The organism is Zeimonas arvi, assembly GCF_008039575.1.
Classification (GTDB): Bacteria; Pseudomonadota; Gammaproteobacteria; order Burkholderiales; family Burkholderiaceae_E; genus Zeimonas; species Zeimonas arvi.
In genome coordinates this window covers 1-18,029 of sequence record NZ_VDUY01000006.1, presented here as the reverse complement: position 1 = coordinate 18,029, position 18,029 = coordinate 1, and the positions used below count along the sequence as shown (strand labels likewise).

24 protein-coding genes are annotated in these 18,029 nt (G+C 68.6%); 10 read left to right on the top strand and 14 right to left on the bottom strand.

Annotated features, from left to right (window positions below; translation table 11 throughout):
• Nucleotides 1-3 precede the first annotated feature (3 nt).
• From FHP08_RS14385 to FHP08_RS14370, 4 genes are all read right to left on the bottom strand, one after another.
• Complete coding sequence (locus FHP08_RS14385) at nt 4-945, bottom strand: branched-chain amino acid ABC transporter permease (RefSeq protein ID WP_147705188.1); 942 nt, start codon at nt 943-945, stop codon at nt 4-6.
• A complete protein-coding gene (locus tag FHP08_RS14380; protein ID WP_147705187.1) occupies nt 942-1,808 on the bottom strand; it encodes a branched-chain amino acid ABC transporter permease in 867 nt (288 codons plus the stop codon). The genes FHP08_RS14385 and FHP08_RS14380 overlap by 4 nt, the downstream gene beginning before the upstream one ends.
• A gap of 71 nt (nt 1,809-1,879) precedes the next feature.
• Nucleotides 1,880-3,115 carry an amino acid ABC transporter substrate-binding protein gene (locus FHP08_RS14375; protein WP_147705186.1) on the bottom strand — a complete coding sequence of 412 codons (1,236 nt, stop codon included), beginning with the start codon at nt 3,113-3,115 and terminating at the stop codon, nt 1,880-1,882.
• Between the two features lie 63 nt (nt 3,116-3,178).
• A complete protein-coding gene (locus FHP08_RS14370) occupies nt 3,179-4,159 on the bottom strand; it encodes a LysR family transcriptional regulator (RefSeq protein WP_147705185.1) in 981 nt (326 codons plus the stop codon).
• A 28-nt stretch (nt 4,160-4,187) separates the two neighbouring features.
• Between FHP08_RS14370 and FHP08_RS14365 the strand changes: the two genes are divergently transcribed.
• The 3 genes from FHP08_RS14365 (at nt 4,188) to FHP08_RS14355 (ending at nt 7,473) form a co-directional block, all read left to right on the top strand.
• Complete coding sequence (locus FHP08_RS14365) at nt 4,188-5,084, top strand: LysR family transcriptional regulator (RefSeq protein ID WP_222707906.1); 897 nt, start codon at nt 4,188-4,190, stop codon at nt 5,082-5,084.
• 102 nt (nt 5,085-5,186) lie between these two features.
• Nucleotides 5,187-6,641 carry an aldehyde dehydrogenase family protein gene (locus tag FHP08_RS14360; RefSeq protein WP_222707905.1) on the top strand — a complete coding sequence of 485 codons (1,455 nt, stop codon included), beginning with the start codon at nt 5,187-5,189 and terminating at the stop codon, nt 6,639-6,641.
• Nucleotides 6,634-7,473, top strand: coding sequence for an aspartate dehydrogenase domain-containing protein (locus FHP08_RS14355; RefSeq protein ID WP_147705182.1), 840 nt, complete (start codon nt 6,634-6,636; stop codon nt 7,471-7,473). Before FHP08_RS14360 ends, FHP08_RS14355 begins: the two co-directional genes overlap by 8 nt.
• Nucleotides 7,474-7,504: 31 nt before the next feature.
• Here FHP08_RS14355 and FHP08_RS14350 read toward each other — a convergent pair whose 3' ends face one another.
• From FHP08_RS14350 to FHP08_RS14340, 3 genes are read right to left on the bottom strand one after another with little or no spacing between them, the layout of a single operon-like run.
• Complete coding sequence (locus tag FHP08_RS14350) at nt 7,505-8,299, bottom strand: SDR family NAD(P)-dependent oxidoreductase (RefSeq protein WP_147705181.1); 795 nt, start codon at nt 8,297-8,299, stop codon at nt 7,505-7,507.
• Nucleotides 8,300-8,337: 38 nt separating this feature from the next.
• Nucleotides 8,338-8,682, bottom strand: a complete 345-nt coding sequence (locus FHP08_RS14345; protein WP_147705180.1) for a type II toxin-antitoxin system RelE/ParE family toxin — start codon at nt 8,680-8,682, stop codon at nt 8,338-8,340.
• Nucleotides 8,679-8,930 carry a type II toxin-antitoxin system ParD family antitoxin gene (locus FHP08_RS14340; RefSeq protein WP_147705179.1) on the bottom strand — a complete coding sequence of 84 codons (252 nt, stop codon included), beginning with the start codon at nt 8,928-8,930 and terminating at the stop codon, nt 8,679-8,681. Before FHP08_RS14340 ends, FHP08_RS14345 begins: the two co-directional genes overlap by 4 nt.
• Before the next feature lie 165 nt (nt 8,931-9,095).
• On the opposite strand from FHP08_RS14340, the gene FHP08_RS14335 reads away from it, so the two are divergent.
• Nucleotides 9,096-9,335 carry a DUF3079 domain-containing protein gene (locus tag FHP08_RS14335; protein ID WP_147705178.1) on the top strand — a complete coding sequence of 80 codons (240 nt, stop codon included), beginning with the start codon at nt 9,096-9,098 and terminating at the stop codon, nt 9,333-9,335.
• Here the strand turns inward: FHP08_RS14335 and FHP08_RS14330 are convergent.
• The 3 genes from FHP08_RS14330 to FHP08_RS14320 form a co-directional block, all read right to left on the bottom strand.
• Entirely contained in the window at nt 9,292-10,113 is an 822-nt protein-coding gene (locus FHP08_RS14330) for a thioesterase family protein (protein ID WP_147705177.1), read from the bottom strand. The two genes, FHP08_RS14335 and FHP08_RS14330, sit on opposite strands and share 44 nt — an antisense overlap.
• 25 nt (nt 10,114-10,138) lie before the next feature.
• Nucleotides 10,139-10,441 carry a HigA family addiction module antitoxin gene (locus tag FHP08_RS14325; RefSeq protein ID WP_147705176.1) on the bottom strand — a complete coding sequence of 101 codons (303 nt, stop codon included), beginning with the start codon at nt 10,439-10,441 and terminating at the stop codon, nt 10,139-10,141.
• Between the two features lie 206 nt (nt 10,442-10,647).
• Nucleotides 10,648-11,493, bottom strand: coding sequence for a restriction endonuclease (locus FHP08_RS14320; protein WP_147705175.1), 846 nt, complete (start codon nt 11,491-11,493; stop codon nt 10,648-10,650).
• A 156-nt stretch (nt 11,494-11,649) separates the two neighbouring features.
• Between FHP08_RS14320 and FHP08_RS14315 the strand changes: the two genes are divergently transcribed.
• The 3 genes from FHP08_RS14315 to FHP08_RS14305 are packed head-to-tail and all read left to right on the top strand — an operon-like array spanning nt 11,650 to nt 13,326.
• Nucleotides 11,650-12,612 carry an NAD(P)H-dependent flavin oxidoreductase gene (locus tag FHP08_RS14315; RefSeq protein WP_147705174.1) on the top strand — a complete coding sequence of 321 codons (963 nt, stop codon included), beginning with the start codon at nt 11,650-11,652 and terminating at the stop codon, nt 12,610-12,612.
• 52 nt (nt 12,613-12,664) lie between these two features.
• A complete protein-coding gene (locus FHP08_RS14310) occupies nt 12,665-12,916 on the top strand; it encodes an AbrB/MazE/SpoVT family DNA-binding domain-containing protein (protein WP_147705173.1) in 252 nt (83 codons plus the stop codon).
• Nucleotides 12,913-13,326: a type II toxin-antitoxin system VapC family toxin gene (locus FHP08_RS14305; protein WP_147705172.1), complete on the top strand. Its 414-nt coding sequence runs from the start codon at nt 12,913-12,915 to the stop codon at nt 13,324-13,326. The genes FHP08_RS14310 and FHP08_RS14305 overlap by 4 nt, the downstream gene beginning before the upstream one ends.
• A 35-nt stretch (nt 13,327-13,361) precedes the next feature.
• Here the strand turns inward: FHP08_RS14305 and FHP08_RS14300 are convergent, their stop codons facing one another.
• Both FHP08_RS14300 and FHP08_RS14295 read right to left on the bottom strand, forming a co-directional pair.
• Nucleotides 13,362-14,177 carry an acyl-CoA thioesterase gene (locus FHP08_RS14300; RefSeq protein WP_147705171.1) on the bottom strand — a complete coding sequence of 272 codons (816 nt, stop codon included), beginning with the start codon at nt 14,175-14,177 and terminating at the stop codon, nt 13,362-13,364.
• Nucleotides 14,178-14,240: 63 nt separating this feature from the next.
• Nucleotides 14,241-14,513, bottom strand: a complete 273-nt coding sequence (locus tag FHP08_RS14295; RefSeq protein ID WP_147705170.1) for a type II toxin-antitoxin system prevent-host-death family antitoxin — start codon at nt 14,511-14,513, stop codon at nt 14,241-14,243.
• 271 nt (nt 14,514-14,784) lie between these two features.
• Between FHP08_RS14295 and FHP08_RS14290 the strand changes: the two genes are divergently transcribed.
• From FHP08_RS14290 to FHP08_RS14280, 3 genes are all read left to right on the top strand, one after another.
• Nucleotides 14,785-15,078 (top strand): BrnT family toxin, encoded by a 294-nt coding sequence (locus tag FHP08_RS14290; RefSeq protein WP_147705169.1) that lies wholly within the window; start codon nt 14,785-14,787, stop codon nt 15,076-15,078.
• Complete coding sequence (locus FHP08_RS14285; RefSeq protein WP_147705168.1) at nt 15,065-15,400, top strand: hypothetical protein; 336 nt, start codon at nt 15,065-15,067, stop codon at nt 15,398-15,400. The genes FHP08_RS14290 and FHP08_RS14285 overlap by 14 nt, the downstream gene beginning before the upstream one ends.
• Before the next feature lie 125 nt (nt 15,401-15,525).
• Complete coding sequence (locus FHP08_RS14280) at nt 15,526-16,059, top strand: cyclin-dependent kinase inhibitor 3 family protein (protein WP_147705167.1); 534 nt, start codon at nt 15,526-15,528, stop codon at nt 16,057-16,059.
• A 21-nt stretch (nt 16,060-16,080) separates the two neighbouring features.
• Here the strand turns inward: FHP08_RS14280 and fic are convergent, their stop codons facing one another.
• Nucleotides 16,081-17,205, bottom strand: a complete 1,125-nt coding sequence (gene fic, locus FHP08_RS14275) for a protein adenylyltransferase Fic (protein ID WP_147705166.1) — start codon at nt 17,203-17,205, stop codon at nt 16,081-16,083.
• Nucleotides 17,206-17,333: 128 nt separating this feature from the next.
• Entirely contained in the window at nt 17,334-17,669 is a 336-nt protein-coding gene (locus tag FHP08_RS14270) for a helix-turn-helix domain-containing protein (RefSeq protein WP_147705165.1), read from the bottom strand.
• Nucleotides 17,670-18,029: the final 360 nt, after the last annotated feature.

Below are 18,029 nucleotides of genomic sequence, written 5' to 3'. Positions count from 1 at the left end.
AGCTCAGACATTGCGCGCCCCGAGCATCTTCAATCTGCGTCCGATCGACACGATCCCGTTCGGCAGGAACAACAGCAGGACCACCACCAGGAAGCCGAGCACCCCGGTGTGAACCTGCAGGTAGTTCCTCCATACGATCTCCTCGATGCCGAGGAAGGCGAAGGCGCCGAGCACGGCTCCCGTGGTGGACCCCATGCCGCCGAGCAGGGCCATCACGATGGGCTTCACCGAGAACAGGATGTCGTAAACGTCGGGGGGTTCGATGTAGTGGACCCAGCCCGCATACAAGGTGCCCGCCATCGCGACGAACACGCCGGAAAGCGCGAACGCCAGGCTCTTGTAGAGCGTCGCGTTCACGCCGATCATGTCGGCTGCCGACTCGTTCTGCCGGATGCAGGTCAGGCCGAAACCGAGCTTCGACCGCTCGACGGCGACGACCACGACCAGCGTCAGCAGCAACAGGCCCCACATGGCGAGGAAGAAGAACGACGCCTCGCCGGCCACGCCCACGGTGCTCGCCGTGTCCAGCGGGATGTTCAGTCCCATGCCGCCGCCGGTGAGATCGGTGGCCGTGTTCGTGAGCTCGCGCAGGACTTCCGCCACTGCGAGGCTCGCAATCGCGAAGTAGTGTCCGCGAAGACGGAGCAGCACCGCGCCGAGCAGCATGGCGCCGCCGAAGGCGAGCGCGCCGGCGAATGCGATCGCGACGGCCAGGGCGGCGCCCTTCGCGAGCAGCACGCCGCCGGCATAGGCGCCCAGCCCGAAGAATGCGGCGGTCGCGAACGAGGGGTAGCCCGCCATGCCGCCGATGACGTTCCACGAGACGGCCATGACCGCGTACATGCAGGCGAAGGTGCCGAGGCGCATCGTGTACGGCTCGCCGACGAGCGGCAACGCCCCCAGAAGGAGGACTGCCGTGAAGAGGATGAGGTCGCGGCGATTCATTCGAAGCCCCTCTTTCCCAGCAGGCCCTGGGGGCGAAAGATCAGGAACAGGATCAGCAGCGCGAACGAGAGCGTGACCGCATGCTCCGGCCCGAAGGCCATCGCACCGAAGCTCTCCACCAGCCCCAGCACCAGGCCGCCGACCACCGCACCCGGAACGCTGCCCAGGCCGCCGAGCACGCATACGACGAACGCCTTGCCCAGATAGGGCGTGGCCGACAGCGGCGAGATCGGGAAGATCAGCGCGAGCAGCACGCCGGCGCAACCGGCCATGGCCGCACCGAGCCCGAATGCCGCGGCGTAGGTCGACTTGACGTTCACGCCCATGAGCGTCGCCGCGTCGCGGTCGAGGCGCACCGCAATGATCGCGCGGCCGACCTTCGACTTCCGCAGGATCAGGTAGAGGGCCCCGGTCAGGACCAGCGCGAAGCCCATCGCGACGAGCCGGTCCACCGGCACCACCACGGAGCCCATCTGGATGGTGCCCAGGGCGGGCTCGAGGATCAGCCTTCGATAGTCCGCCTTGAAGCCCAGCAGCATCGCGTTGTTCAGGATCAGGTCGAGACCGAAGGTGAGCGTCAGGGTGACCAGGACCGGCGCCGCGATGACCCGGTTGAGCAGGCCACGCTGGACCAGGTAGCCCGCCGCGTAGAACAGCGGCGCCGCGATCGCGAGCGTCACCCAGGGGCTGAAGCCGAGCGAGTTGTAGGCGCCCCAGGCGAGGTAGGAGCCGAGCACGATGAACGAACCGTGCATCAGGTTGATCACGTTCAGGACGCCCCAGACGAGGGAGAACCCCGCCGCGATGCAGGCGTACAGGCAGCCGAGCACGACGCCGTTGACCAGGATTTGCAGTGTGAACATGGTGATCCGATGCGCGAGTCAGGACATGCCGGACCGCGGACGCGGCCCGGCAGTGGCGATGCCGAGACCCCTTACTTCACACCGAGCTTGAAGTCGCCCTGCTTGATGGGCTGCGGATGCACGACCACGGTCTTGCCGCCCTGGATCTGGAACACCGGGGGCTCGAGCGAGGTGATCTGGCCGGTCGGACCGAACTTCACCGGCCCCCAGAAGGTCATCACGTTCATCGCCGCGAGTTCGTCACGCACCTTGGCCTTGTCGAGCGTGCCGGCCTTCTCGATCGCCATCTGGAACAGCGCGCCGGAGACCGACGCCGAGGCTTGCGCATAGTCGGGATCCGACTTGTACCTGGCGCGGAACGCCTTCACGTAGTTCTCGGTCGTGCCGAAGATGTCCGAACCCTTGTAACGCGCAGCCGGATGCCACCACGAGGCGCTGCTGATGTTCTCCGCGCCCGGGCCCGCCGCGTCGATGAACTCCTGGTAGGCGGGACCGGCGATCATCGTGACGACAGGCGCCTCGATCCGCTGGTCGGCCATCTGTTTCTTCAGCAGCACCAGGTCATTGATGTAGCCCGTCGCGAAGATCCAGTGCGGGCTCGACGCCTTGATCTGCGCAAGCGCCGAGGAGTGGTCCATCGTGTTGATCGCGTACTTCTCGAACACGACGACGTTCATGCCCCGCTGCTTGGCCGACTTCTCCATTTCCTGGGCGATCGCCAGGGGGAAGAGGTCGTTGCGTGCGAGGATCGCCACCCGCTTCACGCCGGGCGCCTTCTGCACGACGATGTCGGACAGGGGGTTGGTCAGCGTGTCGTTGGGCGTGAAGGTGCCGAAGAGGTACTTGTAGCCCTGGTCGTAGACTTGCGACGAGGACGCGGTCGAAGCGATGGTCGGTACGCCATATCGCTCCGAAACGGTGCTGGCCGCCTTCGCCGCGCCGGACCCGAAGGGCGAGAAGAGGAAGTCGACCTTCTCCTGGGTGATCAGCTTCTCGGCCGCCTGCACCGCTCGCGGCGTGTTCGACTGGTAGTCGGTGTAGACGATCTCGACCTTCATCTTCTTGCCGCCGACGTCGATCCCGCCGGCCGCATTGACGGTCTCGGCCCACAGGTCGTAGCCCTGCTGCTGTTTCACCGCCTCGGGCGCCAGGGCGCCGGTCAAGGGCAGCGGCGCGCCGAACCGGATGGTCCCTTGCGCCGAGGCCTGGACAGCGAAGAGCGCCGGCGCGACTGCCACCGCTGCCGAAAGCGCGAGCTTCGCGAGGGATCGGGTCGTTCGCGTCTGATGCGTGACAGTGCCAGGCATGCGGTCCTCCGGGATTTCTTTGAATGGGGAATTCAGTCTAGCGACAGCTCCGCTTCGCGAGAATCATTGATTTTCGACCTTTGCCTTCTGATTTCGAGAACGCTTCCCGGCGCGCGCGACCGGCGCCATCCGCGCGCCGGCGCGCCTGGCGCCCTCGCTCATCCGTGCCTCGAGCGACTCGGCCACGCGTTGCGCGGCGGCCGACAGCGTGCGCGAGGCGCTCGCAACCAGGGTGACCCGTGTGCCGCGGAACAGGGCGTCCTCGAGCGGCACCGCCACGAGTCGGCGCGCCGCCACTTCGGCCCGGACCGAGTCCATCGGCAGGAAGGTCACGCAATCGGTGCGCTCGGCCATCCGCCACGCGAAGCTCAGGGTATTGGTCTCGAGCGCCACGTTGAGCGCCAGGCGACCGTTTGCCCGCACCCGGTCGATCAGCTGTCGGATTCCGAAGGAGCGGTCCGGCAGCACCACCCGGTATGCCGCAGCGTCGGCCAGCCGGCAGGCGCGCCTGGCGGCGAGCGGATGGCCCGGGGACACGATCGCGCACAAGGGCTGGCTCATCCTGGCCAACTCGATCAGGTCGCGCCGCGGCGACTGGCCGAACAGGATGCCGATGTCCACGCGATGCTCCGCCACGGCCTCGGCGACCGCCTGCGAGCCCATCGCCGACACGGTCAGTGACAGGCCGGGATGCTCGGCCAGGAACGGCTCGACGAAATCCGGCATGAATCCGGACAGCAGGCCCTCCACGCAGGCGATCTCGACGTGGCCGCGCTCCAGCACCTCGAACTCGTGGATCAGGCCCCGCAGCTTCTCCAGCCGGGCGCGCGAATCGTCGGCGTACTGCAGCAGCAGGCGGCCGGCCTCGGTGAGCGCCATGCCGCGCGCTCGCCGCTCGAAGAGCGCCACCCCGAGCTCCTCCTCGAGCGCCGAGATCTGGCGGCTCAAGGCGCTCTGCGCCACGAACAGGCGCTCGGCCGCATGCCGCAGCGAGCCCTGCAGCGCGACCTCCCGGAAGTACCTTAGACTCGTCGTCTCGATCACCGCCCGCCCCTTTCGATCTCCACGGATGATGCAACCGCAGGCCCTCAAGTACTTCGCCGAGGTGGCCCGCTCGGGCTCGCTCAGACATGCGTCCGAGGTGTTCGACATAGTACCGAGCGCGATCAGCCGGCAGATCGCCCAGCTCGAGCAGCAGCTCGGGGGCATCCTCTTCGAACGCTCCAGCCGAGGCATGGCGCTGACCGAAGCGGGACGGGTCCTGCTCGAGCACGTCGACGACACCGACCGGCGGATCGGCTCGCTGCGCCGCAGGCTCGACGACCTCAGCGAGCTCAGGCGCGGCACGATCCGGCTCGCCGTCGTCGAGGCGGTCACCAACGACTTCCTGCCGCGCACGCTCGCGCGCTTCGCCGAGCGTCATCCGGGCATCGAGTTCCACGTGTCCGTCTGCGGCACCGGCGACATCGCCGAGCGGCTGGCCTCGAACGCGGCCGAGGTGGCGCTCGCCTTCAACTCCCCGTCGCGCGACGACCTGCTGTTGCGCGCGCGGATCCCGCAGCCGCTGCAGCTCGTGTGCGCGCCGGGCCATCCGCTGCTCGCCCACCGCACGCTGTCGATGAAGCAGCTCGACGGCGTGGCGGCCGCATTGCCCGACCGCAGCTTCGGCATCCGGCGGCTGATCGAGCAGGCCGAGGCTGCAGCGCGGGTGAGGCTCCGCGTTGCGCTCGAGAGCGACTCGCTGCAGCTGATCAAGAACGTGGTGGCGAGCACCTCGCTGGTGTCGTTCATGCCGCCGATGACCTTCACCCGGGAGCTCGCGAGCGGCTCCCTCGCCGCGATCGACCTTCAGGGGCCGGTGTTCGCGAGGGCCTCGATCGACGTGCTCACCGCGCGCGGACACGAGATCTCGCACGCCGCGCGCCGCTTCCTCGACTTCCTGGTGCGCGCGGCCCGACGGCCCGACTGAAGGCGTTCTCATTCCAGCAATGCACCGTTGCCGCTCCACGCCTTTCCCAGCCGCGACAACGCGCGTCAAATAGCGCCTTTGCACAGTTCCGGAGCACGCGAATTGCAGACTGAAGCCATCCTCTCCCCCTACGACGGCGCCAGGGTCGGCGACATGCCGGTCTGTTCGGCACAGGACATCGAGCGCTCGATCGGCCGTGCGCAGGCCGCGTACGAGGTCATGCGCAAGCTGCCGCGCTTCGCCCGCGCCGACATCCTCGCCCGCGCCGCCGAGATCCTGCGCCGACGGCGCGAGGAGTTCGCGCGCCTGATCGCGGCGGAAGCCGGAAAACCCCTGTACGACGCGCGCGGCGAAGTCTCCCGCGCCACCTTCAACCTGTCGAACGCGGCCGCAGAGGCCCGGCGCTTCGGCGGCGAGGAAGTGCCGCTCGACATGGATGCGGGCGTGTTCGAATACCAGACGACCGACAGCGAGGGCCGCGCGGTCTCGCTCGACAGGCTCGACCTCGAGGCGCTGGCGAAGATCCGCCGCCGCGTCGGCATCGCGCGCCGTTACCCGATCGGGATCGTGCTGGCGATCGCGCCCTTCAACTTTCCGCTGAACCTGGTGCTGCACAAGGTGGCGCCGGCGCTGGCGGTGGGCAACAGCGTCGTGCTGAAGCCCGCACCGCAGACGCCGCTCACCTCGCGCCTGCTGCAGGAAGTGCTGGCCGAGGCCGGCCTGCCCGACGGCGCGCTCGAGGTCTGCCACTGCCCGGTGCCGCTCGCCGAGGCGATGGTGCGCGACGAGCGCTTCGCGATGGTCAGCTTCACCGGCAGCGCGAAGGTCGGCTGGCACATCAAGGACATCGCCGGCCGCAAGAAGGTCGCGCTGGAGCTCGGCGGCAACGGCGCGGTGATCGTGGCCGAGGACGCCGACCTCGACTATGCGGCGGCGCGCTGCGTGCGCGGCGGCGTCGTCTACGGCGGGCAGTACTGCATCGGCGTGCAGCGAATCCTCGTGCATCGCAGCGTCGCGGCGCGCTTCACCGAGCTGCTGGTGGAGAAGGTGAAGGCCTGCAAGGTCGGCAACCCGATGGAGGAAGGCATCGACGTGGGGCCGGTCATCGACGAGAAGGCGGCGATCCGCATCCAGTCCTGGGTCGACGAGGCCGTCTCGCAAGGCGCCCGCCTGCTCTGCGGCGGCAAGCGCGAGCGCGCCGTCGTCCTGCCCACCGTGCTGACCGACACCCGGCCCGGCATGAAGGTCGAGGACGACGAGATCTTCGGCCCGGTGCTCACCGTGAACGCCTACGACGGCTTCGAGGAAGCGGTGCAGCGCGCCGCCGACTCGCGCTACGGCCTGCAGGGCGGGCTCTTCACCCAGGACCTGCGACGCGCGTTCCGCGCGATCGAGGACTGGGAAGTGGGCGGCCTGATGATCAACGACGTGCCGATCTACCGCATCGACAACATGCCCTTCGGCGGCTGGAAGGAGTCCGGCTTCGGCCGCGAAGGCACCCGGTACGCGATGGAGGAGATGAGCGACATTCGGCACCTGGTGGTCAACTATGCCTGACGCAGGCCCGCGCGCCGACCGTTCGCCCGCCGCAGCAGCGGGTGGCGGGTCTGCCGCGACGCTCGCCGTCGGCATCGCCGGCCTCGGCAACATCGGGCTCGACGTCGCCCGCTGGCTCCTGGCGCACGCGCCTGCCGGCCTGAGGCTCGCCGCGGCGGGCGGTCGCGACCCGGCGGCCGTCGCCGAGCGGCTCGTCTCGCTGGGCGCACGGGCCCGGGCGGTCGCGCTGCCGGAATTGATCGAGCACTGCGACGTGCTCGTCGACTGCCTGTCGCCCGAGGCCTCGGCGGACTTGCTGGACGCCTGCGTGGAGCGCGGCAAGACGATCGTGCCGGTCAGCGTCTGCGTGCTGCTGCTGAATCCGGGGCTTCTCGAGCGCGCGAAGCGATCCGGCACCCGAGTGATCGTGCCCTCGGGCGCGGTGGCCGGCCTCGACGCGCTGCGCGCCGCCGCGATCGGCGAGCTGCGCGCGGTGCGGGTCAAGACCAGCAAGCCCCCCGCGGGTCTCGACGGCCAGGCAGCCGCCGGGCCCCAGCAGCTGTTCGCCGGCAACGCGCTCGACGCCTGTCGCGCCTGGCCCCGCAACGTGAACATCGCCGCCACGCTCGCGCTGGCCGGCCTGGGCGGCGAGCGCACCGAAGTGCAGATCTGGGGCGACCCGGCGCTCGCGCGCAATGTTCACGAGATCGAGATCGACAGCGACGCCACCTCGATCCGCATCCGGATCGAGAACCGGCCGAGCGCGGCGAACCCGCGCAGCAGCGCGCTGACCGCGCAGAGCGTCTGCGAGGTGCTGCGGGGACTGGTCGAGCCGGTGCGGGTGGGGACCTGACCCGGACCGTCGCGTTACGCGGAACAGCCGCTCAGCGCGTCGCCGCCACCAGGCCGCCATCCACCACGATCTCGGTCGCGGTGACGTAGCGGCTCTCGTCGGCCGCGAGGAACACCACCGCGTTGGCGACGTCCCAGCCGCTGCCCATGTGCTGCATCGGCACCTGCTTGTGACGGTGCGCGATGAAGCCCTCGGTGTCGCCCTTCGCGTACTTGGCGGCCAGCCCTTCGATCAGGGGCGTGTGCATCAGGCCCGGCACCACGCAGTTCAGGCGGATGCCCTCGGCCGCGTGGATGATGGCGGTGGTGCGGGTGAACTGCATCAGCGCCGCCTTGGCCGCCGCGTAGGCCACCTGCGGCTTGCCGATGTAGCGCAGGCCGGCCACCGACGAGATGTTGACGATCGAGCCGCCGCCCTGCTTCTGCATGATCGGGATCACCCGCTTGCACGACAGGAAAACGCCCTTCAGGTTGACCTGCATCTGCTGGTCCCAGGTCTCCTCGGCCATGTCGACCGGGCCGCCGGGCTGCGACAGGCCCACGTTGTTGACCAGGATGTCGATGCGGCCGAAGCGCGCCAGGCAGTCGTCGACCACGCCGAACACTTCCTCGGCGCGGGTCACGTCGCAGGCCTCGACGTGGATGGCCTTGCCCTCGGCCTCGATCGCCTTCTGCGTGACCTGCGCGTTCTCGAGCTTCAGGTCGGTGCCGTAGACGCGCGCGCCCTGGCGAGCCAGCAAGGCCGCGGTGGCGCGACCGTTGCCCCAGCCTTCGGCGACCGAGCCGCAGCCCATGACCAGGGCGACCTTTCCGGTGAGATCGAGCATGAGGGAGTCCTTGGGAATGCGATGATGCCGGGATGCTATCAAGGGGCCGGAAGAGCCTCCGAACCCTCGTCCTGGATTCGTTCCGGTATGTCTCGCCTGACATGCAGCACACGCCAGACGTCGATGCACTCCGTACGCTCGACATAGAAGAGCAGGTACGGATGGGGTGACAAGCGCCAGCTTCGAAGCCCGGGCAGGTTCAGTTCGAGTGCGAAGCGCGGCGAGCCGGTGGCGGGGTAACGGGCAACATGGGCAAACGCGCGCTCGAGGGCCTCGAGGAAATCGAGTGCAACAGCCTCGCCACCCTCCTCGAGGTAGTGGTCCAGCGCCGCCTCGACATCAGCCCGTGCGCGTTCCCGCGGCACGATAGGCCGCGCCTTCACCCCCGCCGTCCGGGCCTGGCCGCCTTCCGCACCCGGCCACGCAGCGCGTCGAACCAGGCCGCATCGGCCGGGGAGCCCGGGGCCGAGGTCGCGCCCTCGAGCAACAGTCCGCGAAGTTGCTGACGATCCTGCTCCCTGCGGAGCAACTCGCGCATGTACTCGCTGCTGCTCCCATAGCCGCGGTCGGCGACTTGCTCGTCAACGAAGGCCTTCAAGGAGTCCGGAAGGGAGATATTCATCGTGGCCATGCTCCGCAGGCTAAGCGCAATGGCAAAACTTGGCAAGAGTGCTCACTTTAGCCCGGGGCGACGGCAAGCGCATTTCCCCATACGGCTTAGGCCAAAGGGTCGCATCGACTGGCGGGTTGATCCCGCTCAATTCCATGCCGCCCGCAGGCGCCTACGGTTCCGGACATGGCCAAGCGATTCCCGCTGAACCCTGCCAGGCCGCACCTGATCTGCTGGGGCTGCGACCGCTACTGCCCGGCCGACTCGATGGCCTGCGGCAACGGGTCGGTGCGTGCGCAGCACCCGGCGGAGCTGTTCGGGGAGGACTGGCACGAGTGGGGGATGGACGCCAACTCGGCGGAACCCTCGAAACGCCCCGCGTTTACCGCTTCCGAACCGCCAGGCTCTGCGTCGCCCGACCGATGAAGCCGCGCGCGTCGTAGAGCGCCGACTCGGCCAGGCCGCCGCCGTCCGACCCGAGCGCGGTGCGCGCCTCGAGGCAGATCCACTCGCCCACCGGCTTGCGCAGCAGGTTGACCGTGAGGTCGGAGTTCACGAACAGGAAGCGCTCGTAGTCCAGCACGGCGCTGATGCCGTTGCCCGAATCGGCCGCGACCGCCACGCGCGCATAGAGGCTCGGCGCCTCGCCGGCCACGAGCGGATGGCGCATCCGGAACCACACGGCGCAGGGGCCCTGCCACATGGCCCCCTGGGCGAGCCGCGTTTCCACGAAATCGGCATAGCCGACGTTCTTGCCCGCGAACGGGAAGTGCGCGGGCGGGGAATCTTCCGGCGCGCGCGGCGCCATCGGCAACGGATGACCAGGAAGCGTGTCGGGCAGCTCCAGCGGCGACTCGCGCTGCGCAAGCGCGGTGAAGCGCGCGATCTCCTTGCCACCGGCCGACAGCTGCGCCGAGAAGTGACCCGCGTTGCGGCCCACGTAGTCGGCCTTCACCTCGACGGTCAGCTCGCCGATGGGCACCGGCCGCAGCAGGTTCGCGGTGAGCCGTGCCATATGCCCCAGCCCGTGCGAAGCAGCGGCCGCCTCGATCTCGCGGCACACCAGCGCGATCGGCGGGCCGGCGTGCTGGTGGGCGGGGTCCCAGGGGCCGCGGGTGAGCTCGGAGGAGGCGAAGCGGCCGGGGGCGGAGGCGGTGTAGGCGGCGGCGGGAACTGCGCGACCGTGGGAGGGGGCGTGGGTCATCGTGGCGAAGGATCGGGCGAGTGGGTCACGCGGCCTTGCGCGGCGCGACGCGGCGCAAGATCTCGTTGCGTGTCGGGAGCGTCTTCAGGTCGTAGGTCGCCTGGAGGTTCAGCCAGGACGCCGCGTCTCCGCCGAAGTAGCGCGCCAGACGCGCCGCGGTGTCGGCAGTGACCGACCGACGCTCCTTCACGATCTCGTGGATTCGAGTGGCCGGCACGCCCAGGGCGAGGGCGAGTGCGTTGACGCTCAGGCCGAGCGGGGCCAGGAAGTCTTCGCGCAGCACCTCGCCCGGGTGGACCGGGCGCATGCGGTTGACGGGGCTTTTCATTGCGGCAACTCGTTGATGGTCGACGACACCGGGATCGGCCGAAGCGAGCCAGGGGAATTCCAACGCGGCGGCATGCGAGGTTCACCCAGGGTGCGAGCACGCAATATTACGTTCTGCGTAATACGCGTGACAACAAGGGTGGCTCCAGCCACGTGGAGCCGAGATTGCGAGCGCTTGCGTGCGCCGCATGGCGCCGGCAACGAACTTCAGGTACCGGCAGGCCTCGTTCCCCTGCACGCGGGATAGCCCGCACAACCCCAGAAGTCACTCCCGGAGTTCGCGCCTCGCCTGGCGCGCCGCATGACCATTCCGCCGCCGCAACGCGGGCACTGTGGCGCCACCGAAGGCGCTGCGACCTGTCCCCGATCTTGCACGGGCGCCGGCCGCGGTACGCTGTCGAGCAACTTCGTCAGGGCATCGCCATCGACCAGCTTCACGTTGCGCCCTTCCGCGAATCGGCGCGCATCGTCGGTGAAGCGGCCCGACGTCACCACGAATCCGCCTGCGGCGCCCCGGGCCGCCATCACGCCATAGAGCTCGCGCACGACATCGACCCCGACCTTCAGCGCCTTCCACTGCTTACACTGCACCAGGAAGGTTTCGGCGCCCTTCTTCAGCACGAGGTCCACCCCGCCATCCGGTCCCGCGCCGCCGCTCTCGGCCACGCGGAAGCCCCGCAGACGGAAGGCCTCGCCGACCAGCATCTCGAATTCGCGCCAGGACATGGCGTCGAGCGCGCGTGCCGCCCTGCTGCCCGTCACGCCCGCGACGAGGGCATCCCGCTTCGATCGGCGCCATGCCGACATGCCAGCGCCAATCAGGCACACGAACGGCGCCAGGTACTGACCGATGGAGGCCAAGGTTCGCAGCATCGTCCCGCCAACGAGCACGCCTGTTTCGCCTGGCCGCGCCGGCGACCGGGGTTCGAGCCCCGCGAACGGGCTCAGCAACAGGTACGCGAGAACCGCAAGCGCCACGCCCGCCCACCACGGCAGCCTCGACACGAGGTCGGCCATGTCCTCCAACGCGCTCGATCGTCCTTTTCGTGCCACCGGTCCTCCCGATTCCTCGCGATCAGTCCAGGCGAGTATCGAGAGTGCGGGGCGAGCGCGCAGCGGAGAATCGTCGAGCGGCAGGTCTGTCGAAACCAGCGGCCGGTCAGGCGGTGCTGTGACAAGATCCCCCGGTACGCCAAAGAAGGAACCCCCATGCCCACCCTCGCCACCCGCCTGACCCGCGCCCTCGGCCTGCGCCACCCGATCGTCTCCGCGCCCATGGCCTTCGCGGCGGGCGGCGCGCTGGCCGCGGCGGTCAGCCGCGCCGGCGGCCTGGGCCTGATCGGCGGCGGCTACGGCGACCCCGCCTGGCTCGACGAGCAGTTCCGCGCGGCGCAGGGCGAGCGGGTCGGCGTGGGCTTCATCACCTGGTCGCTGCGCAAGTCGCCGTCGCTGCTGACCGACGTGCTGAAGCACCGCCCGGCGGCGGTCATGCTGTCCTTCGGCGACCCGCGGCCCTTCGCCGACGAGATCCGCGCCGCGGGCGCCAAGCTGATCTGCCAGTGCCAGGACATGGCGCACGTGATGGACGCCATCGAGGTCGGCGCCGACGTCGTGGTGGCGCAGGGCTCGGAGGCCGGCGGGCACGGCGCCCTGCGCGGCACGCTGAGCTTCGTGCCGGAAGCGGCGGACTGGCTGGCCGTGCACGCGCCCGACACGCTGCTGCTGGCGGCGGGCGGCATCGCCGACGGCCGTGGGCTGGCCGCCGCGCTGGTGCTCGGCGCCGACGGGGCGCTGGTCGGCACCCGGCTGTGGGCCTCGCGGGAAGCGCTGGTTGCCGAACGCCACCACGGCGCCATCCTGGAAACCGACGGCGACGGCACGCTGCGCACCACGGTGCCGGACATCGCGCGGCAGCTGGCGTGGCCGCGAGGCTTCACCGCGCGCGTTCGCCGCAACGCGTTCACCGAGCGCTGGCACGGCCGGGAGGCGGAGCTCGAGCGACAGGTCGCGGTGGAAGGGCCGAAGTACCGGCAGGCCTTCGCCGCCGGCGACCCCGACAACACCGCGGTGTGGTTCGGCGAAGCGGCCGGGATCATCCACACGATCGAGCCGGCGGGCGCGATCGTGGAGCGGATGGCCGAGGAGGCCGCGCAGCGGCTGGGGCGTGGCTGACCGGCCGGCCGAGATAAGGCTATAATCTCTCTTACTATGTAAGAGGTTTGCGATGTCGACTGCCACCGTTTCCGAGAAGGGCCAGGTCGTGATCCCGGTCGAGATCCGCAAGCTGCTGGGGATCGCGCCCGGCACGCAGCTCGACTTCACCGTCGAAGGCCAGAGCTTGAGGGTGGAGGTAGCGCGACGCGCGGCGCCCACCCGTCTCGAGGACGGCTACGGACTGCTGGTCTGCAAGAAGCCCGGCAAGCGCCGCCTGGCCGATTTCGATGTCGCGCAGGCGATGCGGGAACGCGGCAAGTGATCTCGGTCGACACCAACATCCTCGCCCGCTTCTACGTCGACGACCCGGACGATCCCGAGGCACGCAAGCAGCGACCCGCCGCGCGTCGCGCGATGGAGAGTCCGTCGGTCTTCGTGCCGGCCTCGGTCCTGCTGGAGCTCGAATGGGTGCTGCGCGCCTTCTACGAGTTCGGGCCGGCCGACTTCGCCGCGGTGGTCAACCACCTGCTCGGGCTGCCGAACGTGGCCGTCGAATCGCGCGCCGCCATGACACAGGCGATCGACGCACATGGCGCCGGCCTGGATTTCGCCGACGCGCTCCACCTTGCTTCGAGCCGCCACTGCGAGGCGTTGGTCACATTCGACGACAGGCGCTTTGCGCGGCGGGCGGAAAAACTCGGCTTGCAGCCTGCAGTATCGGTGGCGCGCTGAACGCCGAAGGGGGCTCGGGCCCGCCCCCGTCCGCGTTACTCCTTGAAGTACACCACCTGGTGACTCGTCGCCAGCAACTCCCCGGCCTCGCTCCAGATCTCGGCCGACTGGTCGTGATAGCCGAGCCCAAAGCGCGAGGCGCGCGCGGTGGCCAGCACGTGCTTCGCGCCCACCCTGGCCAGGTGCTTCGCGTCTGCGTGGAAGTAGGTGGTCAGCGACACGGTGCCGGCCGGTACCCGGCGCGGGCGGCGGATCATCACCCGCGGGAAGAAGGAGTCGCAGATCGCGGCCAGCGACACGAAGTCCATCGGGCGCGGCGGATCGTCGCGGATCCACAGCGTGCTGACCGAGTCGAGCTCCTGCTCGGGTTTCGAGCCCTCGGGCCAGAAGCCCTTCACGAAGCGCATGTCGTAGCAGCAGGTCCAGGGCGCGAAGGCGCTGCTGTCCATGCGCGGCAGCGAGTCCGCCGCCGGCACGGCCGGGAAGCCGGCCTCGGTCGACGCCCAGGTCTCGCGGCGCAGCGCGAAGAAGGCGGTGGCGGTGGTGGTCACCGCGTCGCCCTGGGTCATGGTGATCGACCAGTGCTGGGTGGAGCGGTTGGTGCGCATCGGCACCGCGTCGATCCGGAACTCGCCGTCGGCCACCGCGCCGGCGTAGTTCACGGTAAGCGCCACCGGGTCGCCGAGGCGGTCGGGGTGGGTGAGCACGGCGTTGAGCATCGCGGCCGCGGTCGTGCCGCCGAAGGGGCCGACCATGTTGGCGTAGGCCGGTTCGGTGTGGCCGGCGAGCGAGCCGTCGGGGTGGCGGGCCAGGCGGGTGGCGCGGTCGAGGGGGTGGGTGGGGTCGGTCATGTGAGGGACGGTTCTTTCATTCGTCGTGACGGGCCCGGAAGTCCGCGGACGTCACGAATCTCTTCAACGCCGCATTCGCACTGCTGCCACGGCCTTGTCGATTTCCGCCACGCATTCCTCAGCCGGCACGTCGGAGTACGCCTGAGCGATGCGGTCGCTGAGCGCATCGAAACGCTCGCGCATTCGCAGGATTCGCGCGAACAGCGCCGCATCAACCAGTGCGGCAACCTGCTTGCCGTCCTGGATGATGACGATGCTGTCCTTTCGGTGCTGCACCTGTTTGAGCAGTTCGCCCAGGTTCTGCCGTAAGTTGACGGCGCCGACTTCGGTGATCATGGCTGGCCTTCGATCACCACGATCATACTGCCCAAGTAGCCGAGCGGCATTCATGTGTCGGCGGGTCCGGGCGGCCCGGCAGCTCCGAGGGTAGGGCAGCGGGGGCGGCTGTCACCCCCGTGTCGGGCAATCGGGGATCGAGAGCCGGAAGGGGCATCGACGCGATTGCGGGCGAGTCGACAGCCCCGGAGGCGGATGTGAAACGCGACCAAGTTCGACCGGCGATCGCTGGATCGATGACAAACGGCACACACTTGCCTACAATCTTCGAATGAAGCCCTTCAGGTGGAATCCCGACAAGAACAGCGAACTGCTGGCCGAGCGCGGCGTTTCGTTCGAGCATGTCGTGATAGCGATCGAAGGGAGTGGGCTCCTCGACTTGCTGGCGCATCCGAATACACGGAAATACCCGAACCAACGGATCATGGTCGTTGCCTGGGACGGCTACGCCTACCTGGTGCCTTTTGTCGAGGAAGTCGAGTACTACTTCCTGAAGACGGTCATTCCGAGCCGGAAGGCGACCCGGGACTATCTTCAGACCGGAGAGCAAGATGAAGCGGACTGATCCTTTCGAACTGGAACTCGTCGAGGCGTACGAGTCCGGCAAGCTGAAGTCGATCGCCACCAGGCGCGAACTGGACCGCCTGAGGGCAGCGGCACGGGCTACGGCCACCAAGGACCGTCGGGTCAACATCAGGCTTTCTTCCGGCGACCTGCAGGACATCCAGGTGAAGGCGCTCGAGGAAGGCGTGCCTTACCAGACCTTGATTGCCAGCGTGCTGCACAAGTACGTGACAGGACGATTCCAGGAGCGCGGCCCTGTTGCCCCCCCGACCGCCCCGAAGGCCAAGGCGACCAGGCGCGGTACGGCGCGCAAGAACGCCTGAGCGGGGTCAGCCCGGCGCCGCCTCAAGGCCAGGGAAGGACGGGGCTTCGTCGAGGCGCCCGGCGAGTTCGCGCAGGGCGCGCGCCGGCCCGCGCAGTACTACAAGCGGGCCAGGGGGTTCAGGTTTTGAGGACGAGCGAGACCCATCCGCTGCGGATCGACGAGATCGCCGCGGGCAGCGCCGGCGGCGTCATCGGCATCACCTTCTGCCCCGGCAAGCAGGGCGACAGCTACTCGGGCGCGCCGTGGGCGCGCGACCTCGAGGCCGACCTCGACGCGATCGCGCGCTGGCAGCCCGGCGCGATGCTCACGCTGATCGAGGACCACGAGTTCGACATGCTGGGCGTGCCGCGGCTCGGCGAGCGGGCGCGGGCCCGCGGGATCGCGTGGCACCACCTGCCGATCGTGGACGTGCAACCGCCCGACGAGCGATTCGAGTCGCTGTGGGTCGAGCGGAGTCCGGGGCTGGTGCGGTTGCTGCGCGATGGAGGAAGGGTGCTGGTGCACTGCCGAGGCGGGCTCGGCCGGGCAGGCACGGTGGCGGCGCTGCTGCTGGTCGGGATCGGGTTGCCGGGCGGCGAGGCGGTGCGGCGAGTGCGGGCGGCGCGGCCGGGGGCGATCGAGACGGCAGCGCAGCTGCGATACGTCATGGATCGGTAAGCCCGGCGACCCGTGTGTCGTTCAAGCGTAAGGCGCGAAATCGTTGCGGTCTTTCACGAGCAGGTGCATCAACTTCGGGTGAATGAAGAGCTTCTCCCGCCCGACGTCGAGCTCGACCAGGACCTCGATCCGAGTGAGCTGCTGAAGGTAGCGGGACGCCGCCTGACGCTGTCCGAGCCCTTTCTCGACCACGTTCGCGATCCGGCAGTACGGCTGCTCGAAGATTACGTCGACCAGCTCTCGAGAGTAGATCTTGGGGAGCCGTTCGCGGACGTGGCTCACGGTATGCGCGGCCAGTTCGCGAATGGCCAGGATCTTTGCGGTCGTCCACCGTGCAGTCTCCTCGACTGCAGCCAACATGAACAACACCCATTGTTCCCAGGCCTGCTCGCGCGTCACCGCGAGCAGGAGCCGGTAGTAGTCGCTCTTGTTGGCTATGATGTAGCGGCTCAAGTACAGGATCGGGAGTTGCAGCAACGCCTCCTGGACAAGGAACAGGATGTTGAGGATCCGTCCCGTGCGGCCATTGCCGTCGACGAACGGATGAATGGCCTCGAACTGGTAGTGCCCGACTGCAAGACGAATCAATGGATCCAGCTCGCGCGCCTCGTGCATGAAGCGCTCCCAGTTCGCCAACAGGTCTCGGAGATGCGCCTCGCCCTCGGGCGGGGTGTAGATGACCTCGCCGGTCCGGTCATTCACCAGTTGGGTTCCAGGCGAACGACGAACATCGATGTCGACGCCCTTCAGAGTCCTGCAAATGTCGACAGCCGTGGCCGTGCACAGCGGACGCTCGGCCAGCGACTGAAAGCCGCGGCGCAGCGCCGAACGGTAGCGCAGGGCTTCCTTGGTCGCCGAGTCTGCGTGTCCGTCGAGGTGCGCGTACTGGAACAGCTTGTCCGCAGTGGTGACGATGTTCTCGATCGCCGAACTGTCCTTCGCCTCGAGCAGCGGGATCGTGTTGATCAGCATTGCCTGGTTCGGGATCAGCGCCGCCGCCTGCTTGAGCTCCGCCAGGGCAGCGCGGGCCTCGATGCAAGCCTTCAGGACGGACCGCGTTTCCAGCTCGAACGCAGGCGGAAGCTTCGGCAGCCCGTTGTAGGGCGCCTCGGGTTGCCAAGGCAGCGCACGCCCGGAAAGCGACATGTTCTCAAAATTAGATTCTTGCGACATATCTGCAGAATATGTCGCAGCCGACGACAGGTCAACGCAACGTGTCGCAAAAACTCGGTTTTAGCGACATATTCTCGGGTAGGCCCGCCGGTGCGCGGGCATCAGCCCAGCGCAAGCAGCGCCGCCTCGGGCGCCTTGTCCAGAACCTTGAGCAAGGCCTTGGCCGCCCCGGTCGGATAGCGCTTGCCCTGTTCCCAGTTTCGGATCGTGTCGAGAGGCACGTCGATCCGGCGGGCGAACTCCTGCTGAGTGAGGCCCAGGCGCCGGCGCACGCGCCTGACGAATCGGGCGGCATCCTGCATTGCCTCGGCATCGTCCTCGGCCTGCTGAAGGGCCAGGTCTGCCTCCGTAGTGCCGTCGAGCCGACAGCGGTCGACTCGCCCCTTCGGCAGGGTCGAGGGCTGGCGGAAATCAACGCTGACGCGGACGGTCTTCATGGTGGAACCTCGCCGGGCACTGTAGTTCACTGGCCGACATGAATCAACCTTCTGCGCGAACTTCCACTCACCCCGCAGACCCCCCATACACCGCCACGCACTCACGCATCGTGTTCACATGGATCTCCACGATCCGCCGGCGGTCTTCCTGGTACCCGCCCGCCAGGTTCCAGGCGACCGGCAGGCCGAGCCGCCGGCACGCTTCGAACACAAGTCGGTCGCGGCGGTGCAACGTATGCGTCCGGGCAACCCATCTTGAATCGAGTCGCCTGAGATAGGAGCCTCGTGTCCGCGTAACTCTTATGCGGACACATGGACACTTATCCCGTAGAACTTCCGGATCGCCGCCGCCGGCGCCGG